Source organism: Streptomyces phaeolivaceus (assembly GCF_009184865.1).
GTDB classification, from domain to species: domain Bacteria; phylum Actinomycetota; class Actinomycetes; order Streptomycetales; family Streptomycetaceae; genus Streptomyces; species Streptomyces phaeolivaceus.
The window spans coordinates 9,579,983-9,601,575 of the sequence record NZ_CP045096.1 but is presented as its reverse complement, the minus strand read 5'-3'; the positions used below and the strand labels follow the sequence as shown (position 1 = coordinate 9,601,575).

19 protein-coding genes are annotated in these 21,593 nt (G+C 70.5%); 8 read left to right on the top strand and 11 right to left on the bottom strand.

Annotation, left to right across the window (positions count from 1 at the left end):
* Nucleotides 1-2: 2 nt before the first annotated feature.
* The 5 genes from F9278_RS43685 to F9278_RS43665 form a co-directional block, all read right to left on the bottom strand.
* Nucleotides 3-1,724, bottom strand: a complete 1,722-nt coding sequence (locus F9278_RS43685; RefSeq protein ID WP_152173267.1) for a hypothetical protein — start codon at nt 1,722-1,724, stop codon at nt 3-5.
* A 2-nt stretch (nt 1,725-1,726) separates the two neighbouring features.
* Nucleotides 1,727-2,629, bottom strand: coding sequence for a carbohydrate ABC transporter permease (locus F9278_RS43680; protein WP_152173266.1), 903 nt, complete (start codon nt 2,627-2,629; stop codon nt 1,727-1,729).
* Nucleotides 2,626-3,546, bottom strand: a complete 921-nt coding sequence (locus tag F9278_RS43675) for a carbohydrate ABC transporter permease (protein WP_152173265.1) — start codon at nt 3,544-3,546, stop codon at nt 2,626-2,628. Before F9278_RS43675 ends, F9278_RS43680 begins: the two co-directional genes overlap by 4 nt.
* 126 nt (nt 3,547-3,672) lie before the next feature.
* Nucleotides 3,673-5,001 (bottom strand): ABC transporter substrate-binding protein, encoded by a 1,329-nt coding sequence (locus F9278_RS43670; protein WP_152173264.1) that lies wholly within the window; start codon nt 4,999-5,001, stop codon nt 3,673-3,675.
* Nucleotides 5,002-5,278: 277 nt separating this feature from the next.
* Nucleotides 5,279-6,400, bottom strand: coding sequence for an ROK family protein (locus tag F9278_RS43665; protein WP_152173263.1), 1,122 nt, complete (start codon nt 6,398-6,400; stop codon nt 5,279-5,281).
* Nucleotides 6,401-6,643: 243 nt separating this feature from the next.
* On the opposite strand from F9278_RS43665, the gene F9278_RS43660 reads away from it, so the two are divergent.
* Together F9278_RS43660 and F9278_RS43655 are read left to right on the top strand one after the other, a co-directional pair.
* Nucleotides 6,644-7,558 carry an N-acetylglucosamine kinase gene (locus tag F9278_RS43660; protein ID WP_152173262.1) on the top strand — a complete coding sequence of 305 codons (915 nt, stop codon included), beginning with the start codon at nt 6,644-6,646 and terminating at the stop codon, nt 7,556-7,558.
* A gap of 96 nt (nt 7,559-7,654) precedes the next feature.
* The gene (locus F9278_RS43655; protein ID WP_152173261.1) at nt 7,655-9,568 is read left to right on the top strand and encodes a phosphatase PAP2 family protein; all 1,914 of its coding nucleotides are present in this window, start codon (nt 7,655-7,657) and stop codon (nt 9,566-9,568) included.
* 141 nt (nt 9,569-9,709) lie between these two features.
* On the opposite strand, the gene F9278_RS43650 is transcribed toward F9278_RS43655, so the two are convergent.
* Together F9278_RS43650 and F9278_RS43645 are read right to left on the bottom strand one after the other, a co-directional pair.
* On the bottom strand, nt 9,710-12,100 hold the full coding sequence (locus F9278_RS43650) for an ATP-binding SpoIIE family protein phosphatase (protein ID WP_152173260.1): 2,391 nt from the start codon (nt 12,098-12,100) through the stop codon (nt 9,710-9,712).
* Nucleotides 12,101-12,181: 81 nt separating this feature from the next.
* Nucleotides 12,182-12,964 (bottom strand): peptidoglycan-binding domain-containing protein, encoded by a 783-nt coding sequence (locus tag F9278_RS43645; RefSeq protein ID WP_152173259.1) that lies wholly within the window; start codon nt 12,962-12,964, stop codon nt 12,182-12,184.
* Between the two features lie 178 nt (nt 12,965-13,142).
* On the opposite strand from F9278_RS43645, the gene F9278_RS43640 reads away from it, so the two are divergent.
* Complete coding sequence (locus tag F9278_RS43640) at nt 13,143-13,787, top strand: response regulator (RefSeq protein WP_404819038.1); 645 nt, start codon at nt 13,143-13,145, stop codon at nt 13,785-13,787.
* A gap of 25 nt (nt 13,788-13,812) precedes the next feature.
* Here F9278_RS43640 and F9278_RS43635 read toward each other — a convergent pair whose 3' ends face one another.
* Entirely contained in the window at nt 13,813-14,202 is a 390-nt protein-coding gene (locus F9278_RS43635) for a PPOX class F420-dependent oxidoreductase (protein ID WP_152173258.1), read from the bottom strand.
* A gap of 74 nt (nt 14,203-14,276) precedes the next feature.
* Nucleotides 14,277-14,909, bottom strand: coding sequence for an HAD family acid phosphatase (locus tag F9278_RS43630; protein WP_152173257.1), 633 nt, complete (start codon nt 14,907-14,909; stop codon nt 14,277-14,279).
* A gap of 300 nt (nt 14,910-15,209) precedes the next feature.
* Between F9278_RS43630 and F9278_RS43625 the strand changes: the two genes are divergently transcribed.
* The 3 genes from F9278_RS43625 (at nt 15,210) to F9278_RS43615 (ending at nt 18,039) form a co-directional block, all read left to right on the top strand.
* A complete protein-coding gene (locus tag F9278_RS43625; protein ID WP_152173256.1) occupies nt 15,210-16,049 on the top strand; it encodes an SAM-dependent methyltransferase in 840 nt (279 codons plus the stop codon).
* A complete protein-coding gene (locus F9278_RS47860) occupies nt 16,049-16,570 on the top strand; it encodes a GNAT family N-acetyltransferase (protein ID WP_226967194.1) in 522 nt (173 codons plus the stop codon). The genes F9278_RS43625 and F9278_RS47860 overlap by 1 nt, the downstream gene beginning before the upstream one ends.
* 98 nt (nt 16,571-16,668) lie before the next feature.
* Nucleotides 16,669-18,039 carry a S1 family peptidase gene (locus F9278_RS43615; RefSeq protein WP_193241907.1) on the top strand — a complete coding sequence of 457 codons (1,371 nt, stop codon included), beginning with the start codon at nt 16,669-16,671 and terminating at the stop codon, nt 18,037-18,039.
* A 58-nt stretch (nt 18,040-18,097) separates the two neighbouring features.
* Here the strand turns inward: F9278_RS43615 and F9278_RS43610 are convergent, their stop codons facing one another.
* The gene (locus F9278_RS43610) at nt 18,098-18,289 is read right to left on the bottom strand and encodes a hypothetical protein (protein WP_193241906.1); all 192 of its coding nucleotides are present in this window, start codon (nt 18,287-18,289) and stop codon (nt 18,098-18,100) included.
* A gap of 78 nt (nt 18,290-18,367) precedes the next feature.
* Nucleotides 18,368-19,528: an ROK family transcriptional regulator gene (locus F9278_RS43605; protein ID WP_152173254.1), complete on the bottom strand. Its 1,161-nt coding sequence runs from the start codon at nt 19,526-19,528 to the stop codon at nt 18,368-18,370.
* A 183-nt stretch (nt 19,529-19,711) separates the two neighbouring features.
* Between F9278_RS43605 and F9278_RS43600 the strand changes: the two genes are divergently transcribed.
* Together F9278_RS43600 and F9278_RS43595 are read left to right on the top strand one after the other, a co-directional pair.
* The gene (locus F9278_RS43600) at nt 19,712-20,611 is read left to right on the top strand and encodes a carbohydrate ABC transporter permease (protein ID WP_152173253.1); all 900 of its coding nucleotides are present in this window, start codon (nt 19,712-19,714) and stop codon (nt 20,609-20,611) included.
* A 31-nt stretch (nt 20,612-20,642) separates the two neighbouring features.
* Nucleotides 20,643-21,584 carry a carbohydrate ABC transporter permease gene (locus F9278_RS43595; RefSeq protein ID WP_193241905.1) on the top strand — a complete coding sequence of 314 codons (942 nt, stop codon included), beginning with the start codon at nt 20,643-20,645 and terminating at the stop codon, nt 21,582-21,584.
* The last annotated feature ends 9 nt before the right edge of the window (nt 21,585-21,593 follow it).

Genomic DNA, 21,593 nt, shown 5'->3' with positions numbered 1-21,593 from the left:
GATCAGCCCTTCATGCGTGCGGGGCGGCGGGCGCGCAGTGCGACGGTCAGGGTGTGCGGGCCCATCCCACCGATGTGGACACGGTTCCCGGTCGTCGCGTCGGTGCCGCCCACCACGGTGTGATCCTGCCCCGGGTCGTACCGCAGTACCTCGCCGCGGTCCGGCCCGGCGAGCGGTTCGCCCGCCTCGACGGCGGCCTCGACCCGGATCTCGTCGTCACCGACGCGGTAGGTCATCGGGCCGTTCGTCAGGCACCAGCGTCCGTCGCCGAGCGGTACGGCGCCCTCCGGTTCGCCGCCCGGCCGGAAGGTCAGTTCGAGGGCCCAGGGCACCCGGGGTCCGCTGATGTCGATCCGCAGGTCGGCGCCGTCCTCCCGCAGCTCCACCTCGACGGTGGTCGTGTGGGAGACCTCGTCCCGGGGCCGGTCCGGGAAGGCCATCGACGCCGAGAAGCGTCCGTCGTCCACCAGCCGGTAGGCGCCGTCGTCCCGCCTGTGGTCCTTCGGGAGCGGCTGGTAGTAGGCGGCCGTGAGGGTCTCGGTGAGCCGGTAGCGGTGGTCGGCGGGCCGTTCCATGGTGGCGGCGCGGAAGGGCCCCAGGTCGAAGAAGCCCCGTGAGAGACGGACCGCGTCGAGGACGGCGTCGCCGGCGAACAGGCGCAGGAAGGTGGGGTTGCAGGCGAGGCCCGAGCGGACACGCCGGTGTTCGGGCACGTCGGAGCCGCCGTACACCACGGTGTGCGCGGTGGCCGAGGCGTGTGCGGCGAGGCGTGCGGTGGGGAGATACCGGTCGCGCGGAAGGGTCTCCGGGGCCGGGTCCGGCAGGGCGTGGCACAGGTCCGGGGTGAGGAGGGTCTGGGCGAGCAGGTCGGGGTCGTCGATGCCGCCGGCCTCCGCGAGCCGTGCCGCCCTGGCGAAGTCGCCCCGGCCGGTGCGGATCGCGAGCAGCCGGTAGTGCGGCAGATAGGGAGCCAGCGGGAACGGGCCGTGCTGGTCCTGGCGTCGCGAGAGGACGGTCTCGACCGTGCCGTCCGGCCTGATCAGGTCCAGGGTGGTGGCGAGGTTGCGTACGACGGCGTCGCGCAGGTCGGCGCGGCCGAGGACCTCGGCCAGCAGGAGCAGCGACGGGTTGGAGACATGGGCCGCGTAGTTGGCGCTGCGTTCCGAGTACAGGCCCTCCGCGTCGATGTCGACGCCCTCGGTGAGCCATTCCGCGACGCGGTCGAGCAGGCGGTCGTCCGGGAACGACCGGTGCAGCCGGGCCAGCGCCGCGCACAGTTCCCAGCGGTGGTTCGGGGTGTGCACCCCGCCGGTGAGGAGACTGCCGGTGGCGGCGTCGGCGATCTCGGCGAGCGCGGCCGTGACGCCGTCCAGTTCCGGGCCCGCGCCGGCCGCGAGGACATGTGCGTCGCACACGTCGTTGACGGTGAAGGCGGAGTCCGGCGGCGACTGCACGTTGTCGCCGCCGGCGAAGAGCCCGGTGGTGGTCTGCGCGGCCCGCAGGGCGCGGAGGTGGGTCGTCGCGGCGGCGACGGCCCGCCCGCTGCCGTGCAGTGCCGAGTCCGGGGACCGGTAGGCCGCGACCAGGGTCTTCACCCGCCACGCCAGACCACGGTGCGGCACACCGGCGGGTTCCTCGTCGGGGCGGGCCGCGAGCGGGGCGGCCCGCCGGTCGGCGGCGCGGGCCGCCGCGCGGACGAACTCGTGGTCGAGCGGGGTGGGCAAGGTCAGTCCTTCAGTCCGGCGTTGATGTCGGCGTTCATCACGTACTTCTGGAACACCAGGAAGACGACGATCAGCGGGATCATGGAGATGACCGATCCGCCGAGCAGCACCGACCAGTTGATGTTCTGCGCGCCGACGAGGCTCTGGATGCCGATCTGCACCGTGAACTTCTCGGGGTCGTTCAGCATCAGCAGCGGCCAGATGTAGTCGTTCCACCTCCACTGGAACGACAGGATGGCGAGCGTCAGCATGATGGGCCGGGAGAGCGGCACCATGATCCGCAGGAAGATCGACAGCTCCTTCGCGCCGTCGATACGGGCGGCCTCGATCAGCTCGTCGGGGACCGTCAGGAAGAACTGGCGGAACATGAAGCAGCCGGTCGCGGTGAGCAGGGCCGGGAGGATGATGCCGGACAGGGAGTTGTAGAAGCCGAGGTCGCGGACGACCAGGAACAGCGGGGCGAGCATGACCTCGGCCGGCAGCATCGTGGTGGCGAGGATGCAGAGGAAGAAGGCCTTGAGCCATCTGTTGTCGTACTTGGCCAGCGCGTACCCGGTGCAGCAGCTGACCCCCACCGTGAGGATCGTCGCTATCACACACACGATGATCGTGTTGATGAAGTACCCGGAGAAGTTGGCGCTGGCCCACGCTTCCTTGTATCCGGACACGGTGGGGTCGTCCGGGAACACCGTCAGCGGAAGGGAGAACAGGTCTCCCGCCGGTTTGAAGGAGCTGAGGACGAACCACAGCACCGGGATCCCGTAGAGGCCCGCCAGGACCCACAGCAGAGTCGTCGGGGCGATCGCGCGCCGAAGCCCGCCGGTCGCCGAGCCGCGGGACCGCTTCCTGGGGACGGCCCGCACGGAACCGGCGTCGGCCTTGCGCACTGTGTCTGTGGTTGTCATCGGTTCTCCACCCGCCGGTTGACCATCATCTGGATCACCGCGACGGCCATCAGGATGAGCATGAGCACGAACGACGCGGCGCTCGCGTAGCCGATCTGGCCCGACTTGAACCCCGTCTGGTAGATGTACTGGACCAGCAGGTTGTTCGACGTTCCGGGTCCGCCGTTGTTGAGGGAGGCGAACACCGCGTATTCCTTCATCGCGTGGATCGTGTTGAGCAGGATGACGATGAAGGACGTGGGGGCGATGCTCGGCAGGGTGATATGGAAGAACTGGCGCCAGGGACCGGCGCCGTCGAGCGCCGCCGCCTCGTAGTACGACGTCGGGACGTTCTTGATCGCCGCGATGAACAGCAGCATGGAGAAGCCCGTCCAGGCCCAGGCCGCCGCCACCACGACCACGAGCAGTGACAGGTCCGCGTTCGACTGCCAGGGAACGGCGCTTCCGCCGACCTTCTCGATGAAGTAGTTGACCAGTCCGAAGTTCTCACCGAACATCCAGCGCCACAGGACACCCACGATGATGGGCGACAGCAGCCACGGGATGAAGAAGAAGATGCGGGCGACCGACGCGCCCTTGGCGTGCTTGCTCACCAGCACGTTGGCGATGAGCAGCGACAGCACGAAGTTCAGCGGGACGAAGAGCACGGTGTACAGCAGTGTGCGGGTCGTCGCGGAGTAGAAGGTCGAGTCCCCGAGCAGCTTCTGGTAGTTGTCCAGTCCGATGAACTGGAACGACCCCACGCCCGTGTAGTTCGTGAAGGAGTAGACGAGCCCGATCACCGCCGGCCAGACGAAGAACAGCGCGAAGAGCACGACATTGCCCGAGATGAGGACGAGCGGTGCGAGGGTGTACTTGCTGCGTCTCCTGGGCGGGCTCACGGACACGTCCGAAGCGTCCGGGGCGCGTTTTGTCATCTTCCTGACTCCGTGCTGGTGGAATGGATTCCGGTGGGCTCAGGCCATGAGCCCGGCGTCACGCGGGGACCGGGGGCCCTGGGCGGCGGGGCCGAGACACGCCGCCCAGGGCCTGTCGGTCTGCGGTCAGCCGCCGACCTGCGTGTTGTAGCCGTCGACGATGTTCTGCAGGGCCTTGTCGGACGACTGCTCACCGTTGATCGCCTTGCCGAGCTCCGCCTTGGTCGGGTCGTCGGCGAGGCTCTTGCCCTTCAGCACCCAGTTCGTCTGCGCGCTGTTGAAGTAGCCGGAGATCGGGTCGTAGAGCGGGATCGACTCGTTGTAGAGCTTGAACGCCGCCTGCGCCGCCTCGGACTTGAAGGGGTACTCCGGGTTCAGACCGCTCTCGACCGGCAGGAAGCCGGAGGCCTCGCACAGCGTCTTGTAGTGGTCGGGCTCGTAGAGCCAGGACAGGAACTTCTTCGCGGCGGCGGCCGCGTCGGCGTTGTTGTTGAAGCCGACCGTCATACCACCGCTGTTGACGTCACTGGCCTGCACCGGCTGGGCGGGGGTCGGGACGCTCGCCCAGTCGAACTTCGTGATGCTCTCCGCGTAGGCCGCGACCTGCCACACGCCGGACCAGTAGGCGACGACGTCACCGCTCTGGAACATGGCCGACGGGTCGGCGCCGCTCGTCCACACCGACTTCGGCATGGTCTTGTCGTCGTTCCAGCCGACGAAGGTCTTCACGGCCTTCTTGGTCGCGTCGTCCACCGAGAACTTGCCGGAGTCGTCAGTGCGGTGGACGTACTTGCCGCCCATCTCGTACACCATGGCGCGCAGCCGGGACGGCGACTGGTCGAAGGTCAGGGAGTACTTGGCGTCGGTCTTCTCCCGGACCTCGTTCGCCGCCTTGATGAACTCGTCCCAGGTCCAGGTCTTGTCGGGCGAGGTCGGGTAGTCGACACCGGCCTTCTCGAAGAGGGACTTGTTGATGAACATGCCGGACGCGGTGACGTCCGAGGGGATGGACAGCACCTTCCCGGAGGAGTCCTTGGCGACGAAGTTGGCGTTGATCTTGTTCGTCTTGTTGTTGGCGATGTCGCTGAGGTCGATCAGCTTGTTCGACCAGATCGGGTCGAGCGCCGGCACGGCCGCCACGTCGGGCAGCGAGTTCGCCTGCGCGGAGTTGCGCAGCTTCGTCGCGTAGCCGTCGTACGGGATGTTGACCAGCTTGACCTTGACGCCGGTTTCCTTCTCGTACTGCGCCACCATCTTCTTCCAGCCCGCGTCCTGCCCCGGAACCGTGGAGATCCAGAACGTCAGCGACTTGGAGGTACCGCCCGAGTCGGATTCCCCTCCTCCGCAGGCGGAGAGCAGCAGGGCCGCCGCCGAGACACCGGCGGCGAGGGGAACCAGGCGGCGCATACCGCCGCGGCCGAGTCGGCTTGAGCGCCGCACACCCACAGTGGTCATCTTCGATCCCTTTTTTTCGGTAGGGGACAGAGCACGGCGCGCCGACCGAGGCGGCACGGGTGCATTTTGCAGGAAAGCTGCTTTCCGGGGGGCACGGCCTCGCCCGGCCGCGTCGTCCACGCGGGGCGGGATCCCCGGCCTTCTGGCCGTCACCGCACGGGCACGCCCTCGTGCGGTTGCCGTACGTCGAGTACGGGCGGGAGGCTCGCCCCAAGCCGGCGTCCCGGCCGACTTAGAAAGCGCTTGTCCGGACATTGGCAGATGCCGGTGGAGTCCGTCAATGCTTCATCGCCGCCCCTCCGGTCACGGTTTGGATTCCCCGCGCCACGGCCAGCCGACTGGCCCCGACGACGGTGCCACTGTCGCCGAGCGCGCTGCTCACGACCTCGGTGGGCCAGCTCAGCCGGGCCAGCTCGGCCCGTACGCCGGGCAGCAGCCGGGGCTTGGAGCCGACGGCGCCGCCCAGCACGATCAGGCCGGGGTCCAGGACCGCCGTGGCCGCGGCGGCGAGTCTGCCCACGTCGGCGGCGTGGCGGCCGACGACGGCGAGGGCGGTGGTGTGTCCGGCGTCGGCCAGCGCGAACAGCCCGTCGACGGTGTCCGGGCACGGGTCGTCCACGCCCCGCCAGGCGTCCGCCGCCCGGCGCAGCAGGGAACCCGCCCCTATGTGGGCCTCCAGGCCCTCGTGGCGGGGTTCCCGGTCCGCGTCCCACGGGTAGGGCAGCCGGGCCACCTCACCGGCGGCGCCGTTCGCGCCGCGCAGCACCTGGCCGCCGATCACCACACCGAGACCGATACCGACGCCGATCCGCAGATAGCCGAAGGTGTCCCGGCCCCGGGCGGCACCCTCGTGCAGCTCGGCCAGGGCGGCGCAGTTCACGTTGTTCTCGACATGGACGGGCACACCCGGCGGGAGCGCCACGGCCAGGGCGTCGAAGATGGGGCCCGCCTTGGCGGTGGCCGGGCGGACGGCCGCGCCCTCCAGGCTCTGCACGGTGACATCGCCGACGGCGACGACGATGGCACGCAGCGGCGCCCCGGCCGACAGCCCGGACAGGGCGTCCGCGACCACGTCGACGGTGTCCGCCCGCAGTCCGGTGCCCTCGGCGAGCAGCGTGCCGTCCAGGGCGCAGACCCGCACCCGGGTGACGCTGGGGCCGAGGTCGACGGCGAGGACCGCGCCGGCGGCGAGCCCGAGATCGTATACGGCCGCCGACCTGCCGGTTCCGCCGTTGAGGGTGCCGGAGCGGGCGGCCAGACCGGCGGCCTCCAGCTCGGCCACGGCGGAGGAGACGGTCGGCTTGGAAAGGCGCGCCCCGGTCGCCAGTTGGGGGCGGGTGGCGGTGCTCGACGCGGCCAGTACGGCGAAGACAGCGCGGGCGCTCTCGCTCAGTTGCATGCTCTCCCCAGTCGTGCCGCGATCATCCGTCCGCACGGTCGTGCGGTATCCGGGTCCTGACCCTTGACGCACTCTTATTCGTTAGTTAATTTCCTAACGAAGTCAAGCGGTACTCGCCTACCGCATCGGCAGAGGCCCGTCCCGGGGCTTCCCTAGCACCCCCCACAGACCCTGTGTGTCCAGGCACGGTTTCGCCCAGCCGTCGCTGCGCCCATCGCAACGCAACGACGAAAGAAGCCTCACGTGCAGGACTCCAGGCCCGTCGCGGTCGGTATGGACGTGGGCGGCACGAAGACCCATCTCCGCGCTGCCGCGGGGACGGACTCCGTCGCCGATCACATCCGTCCCAGCCGTGGCTGGCGGCCGCACGACCCGTCGGCCGCGACCGCATGGCTGGCCACGCTGGTCGGGGAGGTGCTGCCCGCGCACACCCGCCCGTCCGCCGTGGCCGTCGGCGCCCATGCCTGCGAGACGCCCCGGCAGTGCGAGGGGATCCGTCTCGCTCTCCAGGAACGGCTTCAGGTGCCGTGCCTGGTGGTGGGCGACGCCGAGCTGCTGGTGCCCGCCGCCGGTCTGGACCGGGGGGCGGGCCTGGTCGCGGGCACCGGTTCGGTGGCCGTCGGCCGGTCCGCCGACGGTACGTCGGTGCAGGTCGGCGGCTGGGGCGCGGTGCTCGGCGACGAGGGCGGCGCGGCCGGTCTGGTCCGTGAGGCGACCCGTGCCGTGTGGGCGGCGCACGACCGGGGCGAGGCACCCGACACGCTCGCCGCCCGGCTCACCGCCGCCTTCGGGGTGGGTGAAGTCCCGGCGCTCGGCGGGGCGTTGGAGGCCGCGACGGATGTGTCCGCCGACTGGGGCCGGCACGCTCCCGCGGTGTTCGAGGCCGCCGAGGAGGGCTCGCTGCTCGCCCACCGGGTGATCGCAGAGGGGGGTCGTGCGCTCGCCTCGCTCGTGGCGCGGCTCGCCGCCCGCGGGGTCCCGGTGGACGACGTGGTGGTGGCCGGCGGGACCATCCGCTCCAGACCCGCCCTGTACTCGGCATTCGCCGAAGCACTGTTCGACGCTGTACCGTCCGCGCGACCGCAGGTTCTCCAAGTGCCGCCGGTCGAAGGGGCGTTGGCACTCTCACGAACTCTCCTCCGACCGGTCATCCGCTGATCACCGTCCGGTCGCCGACCGGACACCGACCGGACATTCGTCAACTCCACGCTCAGCCCGCACCCGCTCAACACACCGCGAAAGGAGCGGCGCTCCATGCCGTCATCTGCCGGGCACCACAGACTCAACCGCCGTGTCTTCCTCAGAAGTTCTCTCGGCGTCTCGGCCGGCCTGATCGCCGCTCCGACCCTCGCGACCATGTGGCAGGCCTCCGCGGCCGAGGAGAAGGCCGCGACCGCCTTCACCCCGTTCGTGGACGACTACACCACCAACATCACGGCGAACCTCACCCCCGAGACCAACGCCGTGGTCCGCGCGCTCGGCGGCTTCGCCGAGATCTGGAAGACCGGGAGCGCCTGGAACACCGGCACCCCGCTGCTGCCGGAGATCCTGCGCGACAACATGCGCTACAGCGTGCGCCTCACCCGCCGCCGCACGGAGGCGCAGGCCCGCGAGGCGTTCGTCTACGACCGGCAGCACCAGAGCTACGCCATGATCGGCGCCCTCGGCCCGCTGGCCGAGCTGTACCGCTCGGGCGCCAAGGCGGTCACCTCGATCACCGCCGCCCCCGACGACATCCCGGCCGCCAAGATCAACGACGCCGTGCCGGCCGGCGCGCCCGCCGGTTCCGCGCTGGGCGCCGGCTCGTACGACTCCGACCTCGGCCAGGTGGCCAAGCTGGTCGACACCGTGCGCGGCCCGTTCGCCTCGGGCAACCCCGCCAAGTTCACGTTCCAGTACCCGCGCCCGTGGCGGATGAACGAGGACAGCGAGGTCGTCGACACCGGCAAGGTGGACGAGCTGGGGTACCCGGTCTACGACTCCGACGTGATCGTCGTGAAGCAGCTGCTGCGGCAGCGCGGCGAGAACCCGGCCGAGGACGGCGGCTTCCCCAGCGGCCACACCAACGCCTTCCACCTGGCGGCGCTGGCGTTCGCGTACGCGGTCCCGGAGCGCTTCCAGGAGATCGTGACCCGCGCCTTCGAGCTGAGTCACACCCGGATCATGTCCGGTATGCACTCCACGGTCGACGTCCTCGGCGGCAGGGTCATGGCCACCGCGCTGGCCGCCGCCGCCCTCGCCGACCCGAAGAACGCCACGCTCAAGGCCGCCGCGCGCAAGCAGGCCGCCGAGTACTTCCAGGCGAAGACGGGCACCACCGCCGACACGCTGTTCGCCCACGCGCACTCGGACGCCGACGACCGGTACGCCGACCGCGAGGCCAACCTGCGCACGGTCGAGCCGAAGCTGACGTACGTGCTGCCCCGGCGCGGCAAGTCCCAGGACCTGACCGTGCCGAAGGGCGCCGAGGTGCTGCTGGAGACGCGGCTGCCCTACCTCGACGCGGCCCAGCGGCGCGAGGTGCTGCGTACCACCGCGCTGCCCGCCGGGTACGTCCTGCTGGACGGCTGGGAGCAGTGGGGCCGGCTCAACCTGTTCGCCGCGGCGGACGGGTACGGCGCCCTCGACGCGGATGTCACCGTCACCCTGGACGCCGCGCTCGGCGGCTTCCACGCGGCCGACACCTGGCGCAACGACCTCGACGGCACGGGCCGCCTCGTCAAGAAGGGCAGCGGCACGCTGACGCTGGCCGGCGCCAACGAGTACAAGGGCGGCACGGTCGTCGAGGCCGGTGTCCTCGCGGCGGGTTCCAAGGAGGCCTTCGGCCGCGGTGACGTCGAGGTGACGGGCGGCACGCTGGCCACCGGCGACCACAGCAGCGTCCGCGTCCGCGGTACGTACACGCAGGCCGGTGTCCTCGATGTGACGCTGGACCGGGGCGACGACGCGGCACTCGTGGTGGACCGGCGCGCGGTCCTGGAGCGGGGCAGCAAGCTGGTGGTCCGCTTCGACGCCGAGCAGGCGCCGCATTCCGGCAGCACGGTCGCCGTGATCGACGCGCGGTCCCTGCAGGGCCGGTTCGCCGAGGTCTCGGTGGCCGTCGAGGGCTGGACGGCCGAGCAGGTCTTCACCGCGCACGGGGTGTCGGTGCGCCTGCGGAAGAAGTAACTCCGCCACAGATCGAGGCTGTCGGGGGTGGCTCACTCCACCCCCGGCAGCCTTCTCGCATGCTCGGTACGGCTTTCTCGGACGCTCGGCACGGCCTTCTCGCATGCCTGGTACGGCCTTCCGCAGGCCGGGCAGAGCCCGCTACAGACTCGGCGGCAGGGCCTGTTCGGCCCAGATGGTCTTGCCCGCGCCGCTCGGGCGGCTGCCCCAGCGGTCGGTGAGCTGGGCGACCAGGAGCAGGCCGCGGCCCCCCTCGTCGAACTGGCGTGCCCGGCGCAGATGCGGTGAGGTGCTGCTGGCGTCGGAGACCTCGCAGATGAGGGTGCGGTCGCGGATCAGGCGCAGCTGGATCGGGGAGCCGCCGTAGCGGATGGCGTTGGTGACGAGTTCGCTGACCACGAGTTCGGTGACGAAGACGGCCTCCTCCAGGCCCCAGCGGGTGAGCTGGTCCGTGGCGAGCTTGCGCGCGTTGGCGACCAGCGCCGGATCGTCGGAGAGGTTCCAGACGGCCACCTGTTCCGCGTCGAGGGCGCGGGTACGGGCGAGCAGCAGGGCCACGTCGTCGGCCGGGGTGTCGGGGAGCAGCGCCTTCAGCACGGTGTCGCAGGCGCTCTCCAGACTGCCCACCGACCCCTCCAGCGCGGCGCACAGGGCGGCGGTGCCGGCGTCGACGTCACGGTCACGGGCCTCGACCAGACCGTCGGTGTACAGGGCGAGGACCGAGCCCTCGGGCAGGGCCAGCTCCGTCGCCTCGAACGGGAGTCCACCGACACCGAGCATCGGTCCCGCGGCCACCTCCACGACCTCCACCGTGCCGTCGGGCCGCACGACCACGGGTGGCACATGGCCGGCCGAGGCGATCGAGCAGCTGCGGTCCACCGGGTCGTACACCGCGTACAGACAGGTCGCGCCGATCTCCCCCTCGCCGGTGCCGTCACCGGCGGCGAGGTGTTCGACGAGGTCGTCGAGGTGGGTGAGGAGTTCGTCGGGCGGCAGGTCGACGTCGGCGAGCGCCCAGACGGCGGTGCGCAGCCGGCCCATGGTGACGGAGGCGTGGATGCCGTGGCCGACGACATCCCCGACGACCAGGGCCACCCGGGTCCCGGACAGCGGAATCACGTCGAACCAGTCGCCGCCGACCCCGGCCTGCGACAGCGCGGGCAGATAGCGGGAGGCGAACTCGACGGCCGCCTGTCCGGCGACCGTCTTCGGCAGCAGGCTGCGCTGGAGCGCAAGCGCCGTGGTGCGTTCCTTGGTGTAGCGGCGGGCGTTGTCGACACAGACCGCGGCCCGGCTGGAGAGTTCCTCGGCGAGGGACACGTCGTCCTGGTCGAAGGCGTCGGGGTGCTCGGGGGTCAGCAGGCGGACGAGGACGGCCACGCCGAGGGTGGTACCGCGGGCTACCAGGGGTACGGCCATCAGGGACAGGTCGTGGTCCTCGGCCTCCCGGAGCTTCGCGGAGCGGGCGCCGTGCCGCGCGAACCAGGCGTCGAGGGAGTGGTCGCCGGTGCGGGTGAGCACGGGCTCGCCGCTGAGCAGGGCGCGGGCCGGGGGTGAGGACGGCGGGTACACATCGGCGGAGCCCAGGGCGATCGCCGCCTCGGGGACACCCGGTGTGTCGGAGTGGTGGGCCGCTCGGTGCAGTCGCACGCCGCCGTCCAGGGGGACCGCCTCGGGTTCCTCGCCCTGGAGCACGGACTCCAGGAGGTCGACGCTGGCGAAGTCGGCGAGCCGGGGCACGACCAGCTCGGCGAGTTCGCGGGCGGTCTGGACGACGTCGAGCTTGGTGCCGATGGATCCGGCGGCCTCGTTCAGCAGGGCCAGCCGCTGGCGGGCCCAGAACTGCTCGCTGCTGTCGAACCCGGCGAGCGCGGTGCCGATCAGCCCGCCGGAGCGGTCCCGTACGGGCCACATCTCGAAGCTCCAGGCGTGCATCCGCCGGCCGGACGGCGAGCGGGTCCAGCTCTCGTAGTGCACCGGCTGCCCGGTCTCCACCACGATCTCCAGATGCCGCAGGAAGCCCCGGCTGTGCTCGGCGTCCTCCACGGTGTCGGGGAAGTACTGGTGCCGGAACTCCTCCTCGGGCTGGCCCATGACCCGGCACGCCCAGTCGTTCATCCGCAGATAGCGCTGCCCCTTGTCGAAGATGGACATGGACATGGAGGCCTGCTTGAAGGCCAGCTCGCCGAGGCCCCGCTCGTCGCGGTCGGGGTTCGCCTGGACGACGAACCGCCGCCGCTCGCCCCGCCCGCCCCGCAGCGGGCAGATCCGCAGCGCCACCTTCTGTCGGCGGCCGTCCCGGTAGCGCACGTCCACCACCGCGTCGCCGTGCGTCAGCAGCGTCCGCCACACCACCGCCGCGTCCCCGTCGACCAGATCCGCCGCCGGTCGCCCGGTCACCTCCCCGGCCGTGTACCCGGTGAGCCGCCGGGCCCCCTCGCTCCACCCCACGACGAGGCCGCGCGCATCGACCACCGCCATCGCCTCACCGGCCGTGGCAGCCCGCGGCACACCGGACGCCTTCGTCACCATATGGCCAATATGGTCCGTTCGAGGCGGGGCAACAACCCGGATACGCCCGTCACGCACCGGGTCCGAGACCCCTCCGTGCGGCTAGAGCGCCGTGCGGGATTCGAGGTCCTGGCGGGTGTCGTTGCCGTAGACGCCCGTTTCGTCGCCCCGGATGCCGTACCAGAGCTGGAACCGTGCCACCGCTTCCTTCAGTACGGCGTCGTACTGGCCCGAGGTGGAGCCGTTGTCGTACACATTCGGGATACGGAGCAGCCGTTGCTGGAGTTCGGAGACCTCGGCGCCGCTGTCGCCCTCGCGGAGGGTACCGGCGCCGTCGGGGTCGACTCCGGCGTTGCGGGCGGGGGCCGAGGCCGCGGGTGCCGACGGGGTCGGGGTGACGGCGCGGGCCTCCTTCTCCTTCTCGCCACCGGGCAGCAGCAGGGCGGCGCCGAAGCCGAGGAGGGCCGCCGCGCCGACGCCGACGACCACCGCGGCGCGCTTCAGTCCGGATCCGCCGCCGGGCACGGGGCGCCGCCGCTGCCGTCGCCCGCCGTGCGAGACCGTGTCGGCGGCGAAGTCCTCACCGACCATGTACGGGGGCAGTTCCTCGGTCTCGTACTCCGTACGGGGCAGGATCCACTCGGGCGCGGGCTTCGCCTCCGGTGCGGGCGGCGGTGGCGGCGCGGGCGGAGGCGGCGGTGCGGGTGTCGGCGCCGGTGGCACGGCGACCGTCTCGTACTCGTCGTTCTGGGTGGTGGTCCCCTTGTACTGCTCGAACTCGCGCAGCAGCTCGGCCAGGGCCTCGGTCCTGCGCCGGCGCATGACGTAGGTGGGCTCGATCGTGGGACGCTTCGTCGTCCGGCCCGGTTCGGGCGGTATCGACACGCTGTTCTCCTTCCGTGCACGCGGTCTCCCGCCATCCCCGAGAGGAGATACGGGAAGCCGGGCCGGGCGGTTCAGCTCACCTGGCGGGGACCGGGGCGGCCGGGAGCACGGCGACGACCTCCCAGCCGGGTCCGTCCTCGCGCGACCGATCCGGGTTCTGATCGCCGACGACCAGGACATGGTCCGCACCGGCTTCCGTTTCTTCCTCGACGCGCAGCCGGACATCACCGTGGTCGCCGAGGCCGCCGACGGTGAGACGGCCGTGCGGCTGGCCCGTGAGATGCGGCCCGATGTGTGTCTGCTGGACATCCGGATGCCGAAGCTGGACGGTCTGGAGGCGACGCGGTTGCTGGCCGGTCCGGGGGTGGCCGATCCGCTGCGGGTGGTCGTGGTGACGACGTTCGACCTCGACGAGTACGTCTACGGGGCGTTGCACGGCGGCGCCTGCGGGTTCCTGCTCAAGGACGCCGGGCCGACCCTGCTGGCCGAGGCCGTTCGGGCCGCCGCGGTGGGCGACTCGCTGGTGTCGCCCTCGGTCACGGTCCGGCTCCTCAAGCACGTCACGGCGGAGCGGGCGGGGACGGAGGCCGCGCCCGGTGCCGAAGCACCGCGTCCGCAGGAGCAGTTGACCGACCGGGAGCTCGACGTCGTACGGCTGGTCGCGCTGGGCCACACCAACGCGGAGATCGCCGCGTCGATGTTCGTCTCGCTCTCCACGGTGAAGACGCACCTCGGGAGCATCCAGCTCAAGCTGGCCGCGCGGAACCGGGTGGAGATCGCTGCGTGGGCGTGGCGGACGGGGCACGCGGGCGAGCGTGCGTGACGGTCCGCCCGCGCCCGGCGGAACCTCAGTCGGTCAGTGTGACGCGGATGCCGATCGTGCCGTCGGCGCCCCGGCGCAGTCGGCTGCCGAGGAGGGTGAGGCGTCCGGTGATGCCGTACTTGCGGGCGATGAGCTTGCGGTAGGCGGCGGCGCCGGCCGCGTCGAGGATCTCGGCGCGGGCGGGTACGGAGTCGCCGGTGGGGTTGCCGCGCAGGTCGCAGGGGCCGACGAGGACGTCGGCGCGGTTGCGGATGCGCTTGACCTTCCAGGAGTCCGCGACCGTCCAGACACCGAGCGCGTCCCCGTCGCGGACCACCCACACCGGTGTGGGGACGGTGGTGCCGTTCTTGCGGTAGGTGGTGACCAGCAGGTACTTGCCCGCGCCGAGCGCGTCGAGAATGGTGTCGTCGGCCATGGGCGGAGTCTAGGTGTACGGCCGCCGGAAGGAACCCGGTGGCCGCACGCCCAGGTGCGAACGGTGGAGCGGGGTCAGTCGAGGAGCCCGTCGTAGTCGGGCAGCTTGTACGTCCGCTCGGCGTGGCCGCCGACGAGGTCGGTGGTGTTGTTGCCGACGTTGGCGATGATCGTGTAGCCGTCGGACTCGATGTCCGCGCGCGAGGCGGTCTTGTAGGCGGAGACCTCGGCGAACAGGTCGGGCAGGTCACGCACGTAGAGGCCGTCGACGGGGTAGCCGACGGTCTCCAGGTTCCACTCGGTGACGCTCTCGATGATGCCGGGCCGGGCGGTGACGAAGAAGACGTCGACCCCGCGGGACTTGGCGTACTTGGCCAGCGCCAGGGAGGGCTTCAGCGCGGGGGTCGGCAGGTTGTACCAGGGCGTGTAGTGCGTCTCCAGCGTCGTGTTGTCGATGTCGAAGACGATGGCGAGCTTCTGCCCCGAGGAGTTCGCGGTGCGCTGCTGTATGTAGGGGGTGGCCGTGTCGATGACGGCCTTCACGTCCGTCTGCCAGGTCGCGTAGTCCACCTCGGCGGCGGTCGCGCTGACGGCGGCCTCGCTCGGGGCGGCGGCGACCGGAACCGCGGCGGCCATCGAAGCGCCCAGTCCCAGTACGGCCACCGCGGCGACCGTCGTGATACGGCGTCCCACACCGCTTGCTGTCATGTTCGTCCCCTTTATCTCATGTCAAAGCGGCGAGGTCGTCCGAACCTTCGCCGCGCTCGTCATGGTCATGCCCATTGGTGGCCGGGAGACTACCTAAGAGTTACTGATTAGTAGAGGGGTCTCGACGATCATTGTTCGACGGTCCCCGCAAAGACTCCCGCGCGAAGTCGGGCGGTGCTCGGGGGCGGCGTCCGAACCCGACCGCTGCGAAGATCGCCGAAGTCTCGGCAAAGGCCGACCGACGGGTCTACATTGCCCGTTGGATGAAGCACCTTCACAGAAGATCCAGGAGTTGACGTCGTGACGGACAACCCGGCAGCCTCGGACTTCCCCTTCGCGGCACTGAACAGCCGAATCGTCACCACACGGCCGGTCGCGGCACGCATCTGGAACTACTGGCTCGGCGGCGGGGACTACTACGAGGTCGACCGGAGGGCCGGGGACGAGATACGCCGGCTGCACCCGACCATCGAGGACTACGCCCGCGCGGACCGGCAGTTCCTGGGGCGGGCCGTGCGTCATCTGGCGGCCGAGGCGGGGATGCGGCAGTTCCTGGACATCGGCGCCGGGCTGCCGACCGCGGAGAACACCCACGAGGTCGCCCAGCAGATCGCCCCGGACTCCCGGATCGTCTACGTCGACAACGACCCGCTGGTCCTGGTGCACGCCCGCGCCCTGCTGACCAGCGCGCCCGAGGGCCGTACGGACCATGTCGACGAGGATCTGCGCAATGTCGACTCGATCCTCGAACACGCCGCGCGCACCCTGGACCTGACCCGGCCGGTCGCGCTGATGCTGCTCGACGTGCTGGCCTTCATCCGTGACGACGAGGACCCGAACGGCATCGTGCGCCGGCTGATGGACGCCCTGCCCGGCGGCAGCCATCTGGTGCTCTCGCACACCATCACCAGCCCGGACTGGCCGGGCGTGGACATCGCCGCCGCCTGGTGGAACGAGAACGGCATCCCGCCGCTCACCCAGCGCACCCCGGAGGTGATCGCCGGGTTCTTCGAGGGGCTCGACCTCCTGGAGCCGGGAGTCGTCTCGTGCACCCGCTGGCGGCCGGAGAGCACCGGTGATCCCACCGCCGGGGAACCGTCGGAAGTGGCCATGTACTGCGGAGTGGGAGGCAAGCGCTGATGGCGACGGAACGGGTCCGGCTCCAACTGGACGTCACCGACTTCGACCTGGCCCGTTTCCAGCCGTATGTCGACAAGTGCCGTACCACGGGCATCCGGCTGACGACGCTCTCGGAGGTGGGCGACACCTCGGAGCACCGCCGGGAGTTGTACGACCTCAACAAGGAGTGCTCGGCGGACATCCCCGGGCGCGGTGACTTCTTCGGGTACGACGAGTACCACCGGCTCCGCTTCGAGGTGCCCGCCTACGATCCGCGCGGGGTGGTGCTGGCCCTCGACGGCGACCGGTGGGTCGGTATGGCGGCCACCTCGGACCGGCGCGGGTCCGGGTTCGTGTTCAACGAGATGACCGGGGTGCGGGCCTGTCACCGGGGCCGGGGCATCTCGGTGGCCATGAAGACCTTCGGCATCGGGTTCGCCGGGATCTGCGGGGTCAGCACGGTCCGTACCGTGCACCATCCGGCCAACGAGCGCGCGATCGCCATGAACCGGACGTTGGGATACGTGGACGCGGTCTGGTGAACAGGTGCGGACCGCCGCACGTATGGAAGGAGGGCGCTCAAGGACCGGACGCCCTGGCGGTGTTGACACCGTGTCGGACGGGGTTCGGGAGCCAGGCAATGAGGCACGCACGACGACGAGTCGTGAAGCGGGTGACGCGGCTGACGGCCGCCGGTGGACTGATCTGCGGAGCCCTGATGGTGACGCAGGCGGCGATGGCGACCGAACCCACCACCTCCCCGCCCGCGACCCGGAGTGCGGTGCTCGCGGCGTCCGGTACGGGGAACGGTCTGGTGACCGAACTCGGCTCCGAACGCACGGCGGGCACCTGGATCGCCGAGGACGGCGAGCCGGTCGTCGCGGTCACCGACGAGAAGGCGGCGGCCGAGGTCGAGAAGGCGGGCGCCCGCCCCAAGATGGTCGAGTTCAGCGGCGACGACCTGAGGTCCGCCACCGAGGCGCTGCGTTCGGCGCCCCGGGTGTCGGGCACCTCGTGGGCCGTCGACCCGGCCTCCAACGAGGTCGTGGTGCGGGCCGACAGCACGGTCTCCAAGAAGGACTGGTCGAGTCTGACCGACCTGGCCGAGGAGATCGGCGGGTCGGTGCGGATGGAGCGCACCGAGGGCGCGTACACGATGCGGCTCAACGGCGCCCAGCCCATCTTCGGTACGGGCGGGCGCTGTTCGATCGGTTTCAATGTGACCGACGGCGAGAACGACTTCATGCTGACCGCCGGGCACTGCGGTCCGGCCGGTTCCGTGTGGTTCTCGGACAACCAGGGCCGGCAGGAGATCGGCCGGACGACCGAGTCCAACTTCCCCGGGGGTGACTTCTCGCTCGTCCAGTACCTCCAGGACGCGCCGAGCAACAAGACCAACGTCGTCTCGGTCGGTGACGGCCGCGGGGTGCGGATCACGTCGGTCGGTGAAGCGGCGGTCGGGCAGCGGGTGTTCCGCAGCGGCAGCACCAGCGGCTTCCGCAACGGCGAGGTGACCGGTCTCGACGCCACGGTCAACTACCCCGAGGGCACGGTCAGCGGCCTCATCGAGACCACGGTCTGCGCCGAGCCGGGCGACAGCGGCGGCCCGCTCTTCTCGGAGGGCGTGGCCCTGGGTGTGACCTCGGGCGGCAACGGCGACTGCGAGGAGGGCGGTACGACGTTCTTCCAGCCGCTGTCCGAGGCCCTCGACGATCTCGGTGTCCAGCTGACGGGCCTGCCGCAGTCCGCGGCCCGGCCGACCGCCGCGGCCGACGGCTCCTCGGACGACGACTCCCAGGGCGCCGCCGCCCCGGGCACGGCCGAACCGGGGTCGCTGGAATCCATCGGGGCCGCATCCGATCTCCTCGACCGCCTCGCCGACCCCCGCAACGTCGGCCCCGGTCTTCTGGTGGTCGCCGGCAGCATGGTCGCCCTCGCGGCCACCCGCTTCATCCGCACGGAACAGGACCGCCAGGCGTACCGCCGCCAGTACTCACAGACCTGGAGCTAGCAGGCCGGCCCCGCACCCCTGTCAGGGGTGCGGGGCCGGCCCGAAACCGAAGAACCGACTACGAGGCGGCGGCCCACTCGAGAACCAGGCGCTCGTACTCGCTCCGCTGCTCCCTGTTCAACGTCCCACCGCTCCGGAACCAGAGCGCCCGGATCTCCGCGTTGACCTCGTCGGCCGTTCGCGCCGACGATTCCGCCGCTTCCGTTCTTTCCAGGACGACATCAGGGGTAGTGGACATGGTGTAAACCATATGTCCTCGAACGTGAAGCCGATGTGAGTAAAGGTCCCACTTCAGACATTACGGACCGTGAAGCTGATCACTCTGCGTTTACGGCTCCACGGTCCCGAGCACGAGGACCTGAATGGCCAGCACGGCCGCCCCACGCGCCCAGTCATGGAAGTCGGACACCTTCGTCTCCAAGGGGACGGGCGCGGCCAGCGGATGCCGATGGGCCCGCACGGCCTCGTCCACGGCCCCTCCCGCGACCCCCATCAGCCCCACCCCCTCCCCCGCGAGCAGGATCTTCTGCGGCATCACGAAGTTGGCGATCTGGGCGACCAGCATGCCCAGCGCCCGCCCCGCCTCCGTGACGATCCGCACACACATCGGCTCGCCCCCGGCCGCCCCGGCGAGGATCTCGTCGTACGTCACCTCGCGTCCGGTCGCCGCCTGCACCTGGTAGCGGATGCTGGGGATGCTCAGCAGGGAGACGGCGCTGCCGCGCTCCCCGTCGGGGGTGAGCGGCCCGGACGGGTCGACGATCCAGTGGCGGCCGAACCCCCGGTCCTCCTCGGCGTACGCCACCCGTTTCCCGCCCAGCACCAGCCCGTAGCCGATGCCCGCGCCGATGGTGAGGACGACGAACCGTTCGAGGCCGCGCCCGGCGCCGAACCAGGTCTCGGCCTCGACGAGTGCGGCGACGTCGTTCTCGACGACCACCGGCAACCCGGTGCGTTCCTCGACGAGTTCGGCCAGCGGGACGTCGCGCCAGGACAGGAAGGGTGACTCCCCGACCACCGCGCGACGGCGCACGAACCCGCCGACCCCGACGCCGATCCCGGCGAGGGAGGGGTGGGTGCGGGCGAGTTCGGCGGCCATCGCGGCGAGCAGGTCGGCGACCCGCTCCGGGTCATGGGTGGTGAGCGGGCGGTCGTACCGGGTGACGATCTCGCTCCGGAGCGTGGTGACGACGGCGTACACCATGTCTTCGGTGATCTTGAAGCCGATGAAGGAACGGGACTCGGCGACGATGTCCAGCGGCTGCGAGGGTCGCCCCTGCCGGACCTCGGGGAGGGCCGCACCCTCGGGGGTCTCGACCAGGAGCCCCGACTCGATCAGCGGTTTGGTCAGCCGGGTGAGGCTGCCGGCGGACAGGCCGAGCCGCCGGGCGAGTTCCGTGCGCGAGAGCGGGCCGTGCACGAGCACCTCGATCGCCACCGCGCGTTCTCCGGTGCTGAGCGGCAGCCAACTGGCAGCGAGTGCGGTCATGAGGGTCAGACTCCCACACCAGATTTCTTCCGTCATGGAAACAATAAACTCACTCCAGGTCCATGACCCCCCTCGGAAAAGATGTTCTCCCATCCCTTGACGCGGCAATTCTTTCGCGACAAAAGTAAGTGGCGGAGTTCGACACCCGATGGATGAGGCAGCGCAGCCTACGAGGGAGCACCGATGACCATCGCCTCCAGCAGTCCACCGTTCCGCAGGCGAGGCGACGGTGTCCTGGCCGCCGTCTTCATCGCCCCGGCGATGCTCGGCTTCCTGGTCTTCCTGCTCTGGCCGACCCTGCGGGGCGTCTATCTGAGCTTCACCCGCTTCAACCTGCTCACCCCGGCGGAGTGGGTGGGCCTCGACAACTACGTCCGGATGGTCAACGACCCGATCTTCTGGGACTCACTGGGGGTCACGGTCGAGTACGTGATCCTCAACATCGGGGTGCAGACGGTCGCCGCGCTCGCCATCGCCGTACTGCTCCAGCGGCTTACCCAGTCGGCGCTGCTGCGCGGCATCGTGCTCACGCCGTATCTGATGTCGAACGTGGTCGCCGGTCTGGTCTGGCTGTGGATCCTCGACACCCAGCTCGGCATCGGCAACGAGATCATCGGCGCTCTCGGCGTGGACCGCATCCCGTTCCTCGCCGACGAGACCTGGGCCATCCCCACCATCGCCCTGATCAACGTGTGGCGGCACGTCGGCTACACGGCGCTGCTCCTGTTCGCCGGGCTCCAGGCGATCCCGAACGACGTGTACGAGGCGGCGAGGGTGGACGGCGCGAGCGAGTGGCGGATGTTCTGGCGGGTCACCCTGCCGCTGCTGCGTCCGGTGCTGGCGGTGGTGCTGATCATGACGGTGATCGGATCGTTCCAGGTGTTCGACACCGTGGCGGTGACCACGGCGGGCGGTCCCGCGAACGCGACCAACGTCCTGCAGTTCTACATCTACGGCTCCGCGTTCGGCCGCTTCCAGTTCGGCTACGCCTCGGCGATGTCCGTCGCCCTGCTGGTCGTGCTCAGCGCGATCACCGTCCTGCAGTACCGGCTCACCAGGGCCGGCCGAAGCGACCTCGGCTGACGGACTCGGCTGACGGAAGGGAGACACCGACATGGCCGCCACCACAGCGACGACACCACCGACGCCGACAGACATGCCGGCCGTACGGCCGACGAGGCGCCGCCTCTCCCTCGGACGGGCAGCCGCCTGGACCGTGATGGGGCTGATCGTGCTGATCACCCTGCTGCCCTTCTACTGGATCCTGCGCACCGCGCTCTCCACCAACGCCGGCCTCGGCGCGGATCCCGCGAACCCGCTGCCCGTCGATCTCACCACCAGCGGTTTCGAGCGGGCGCTCGGACTCCAGTCGGCGGAGGAGGCGATCGCGCAGGGCGGGACGGGCGGCGGACTGGACTTCTGGCGGTATCTGGTCAACTCGGTGATCGTCTCGACGCTGATCACCGGCTGTCAGATCTTCTTCTCCGCGATGGCCGCGTACGCGTTCGCGCGGCTGCGCTGGCGGGGCCGTGACCAGGTGTTCGGGCTGTTCCTGGCCGGGCTGATGGTGCCGACCATCTTCACGCTGCTGCCGAACTTCGTACTCATCAAGCAACTGCACCTGGTGGACTCGCTGCTCGGCATCGCGCTGCCCAGCCTGTTCATGACGCCGTTCGCGATCTTCTTCCTCCGCCAGTTCTTCATGAACATCCCGCACGAGGTCGAGGAGGCGGCGTTCCTCGACGGGGCCGGGAAGGTCCGGATCTTCTTCCGGGTGATCCTGCCGATGGCGTCCACCCGGATCCTCACGCTGGCGGTGCTGACGTACATCACCTCCTGGAACGACTACTTCTGGCCGCTGATGGTCAGTTACAGCGACGGCTCCCGGGTGCTGACCGTGGCGCTGGCGATCTTCCGGGCGCAGACCCCGGCGACCGGCGTGGACTGGTCGGGGCTCACCGCCGCGACGCTGATCGCCGCGCTGCCGATGCTGGTGCTCTTCGCCGCCTCCGCCCGCCGCATCGTCAGCTCCATCGGCTTCACCGGGATCAAGTGAGGGAACGCA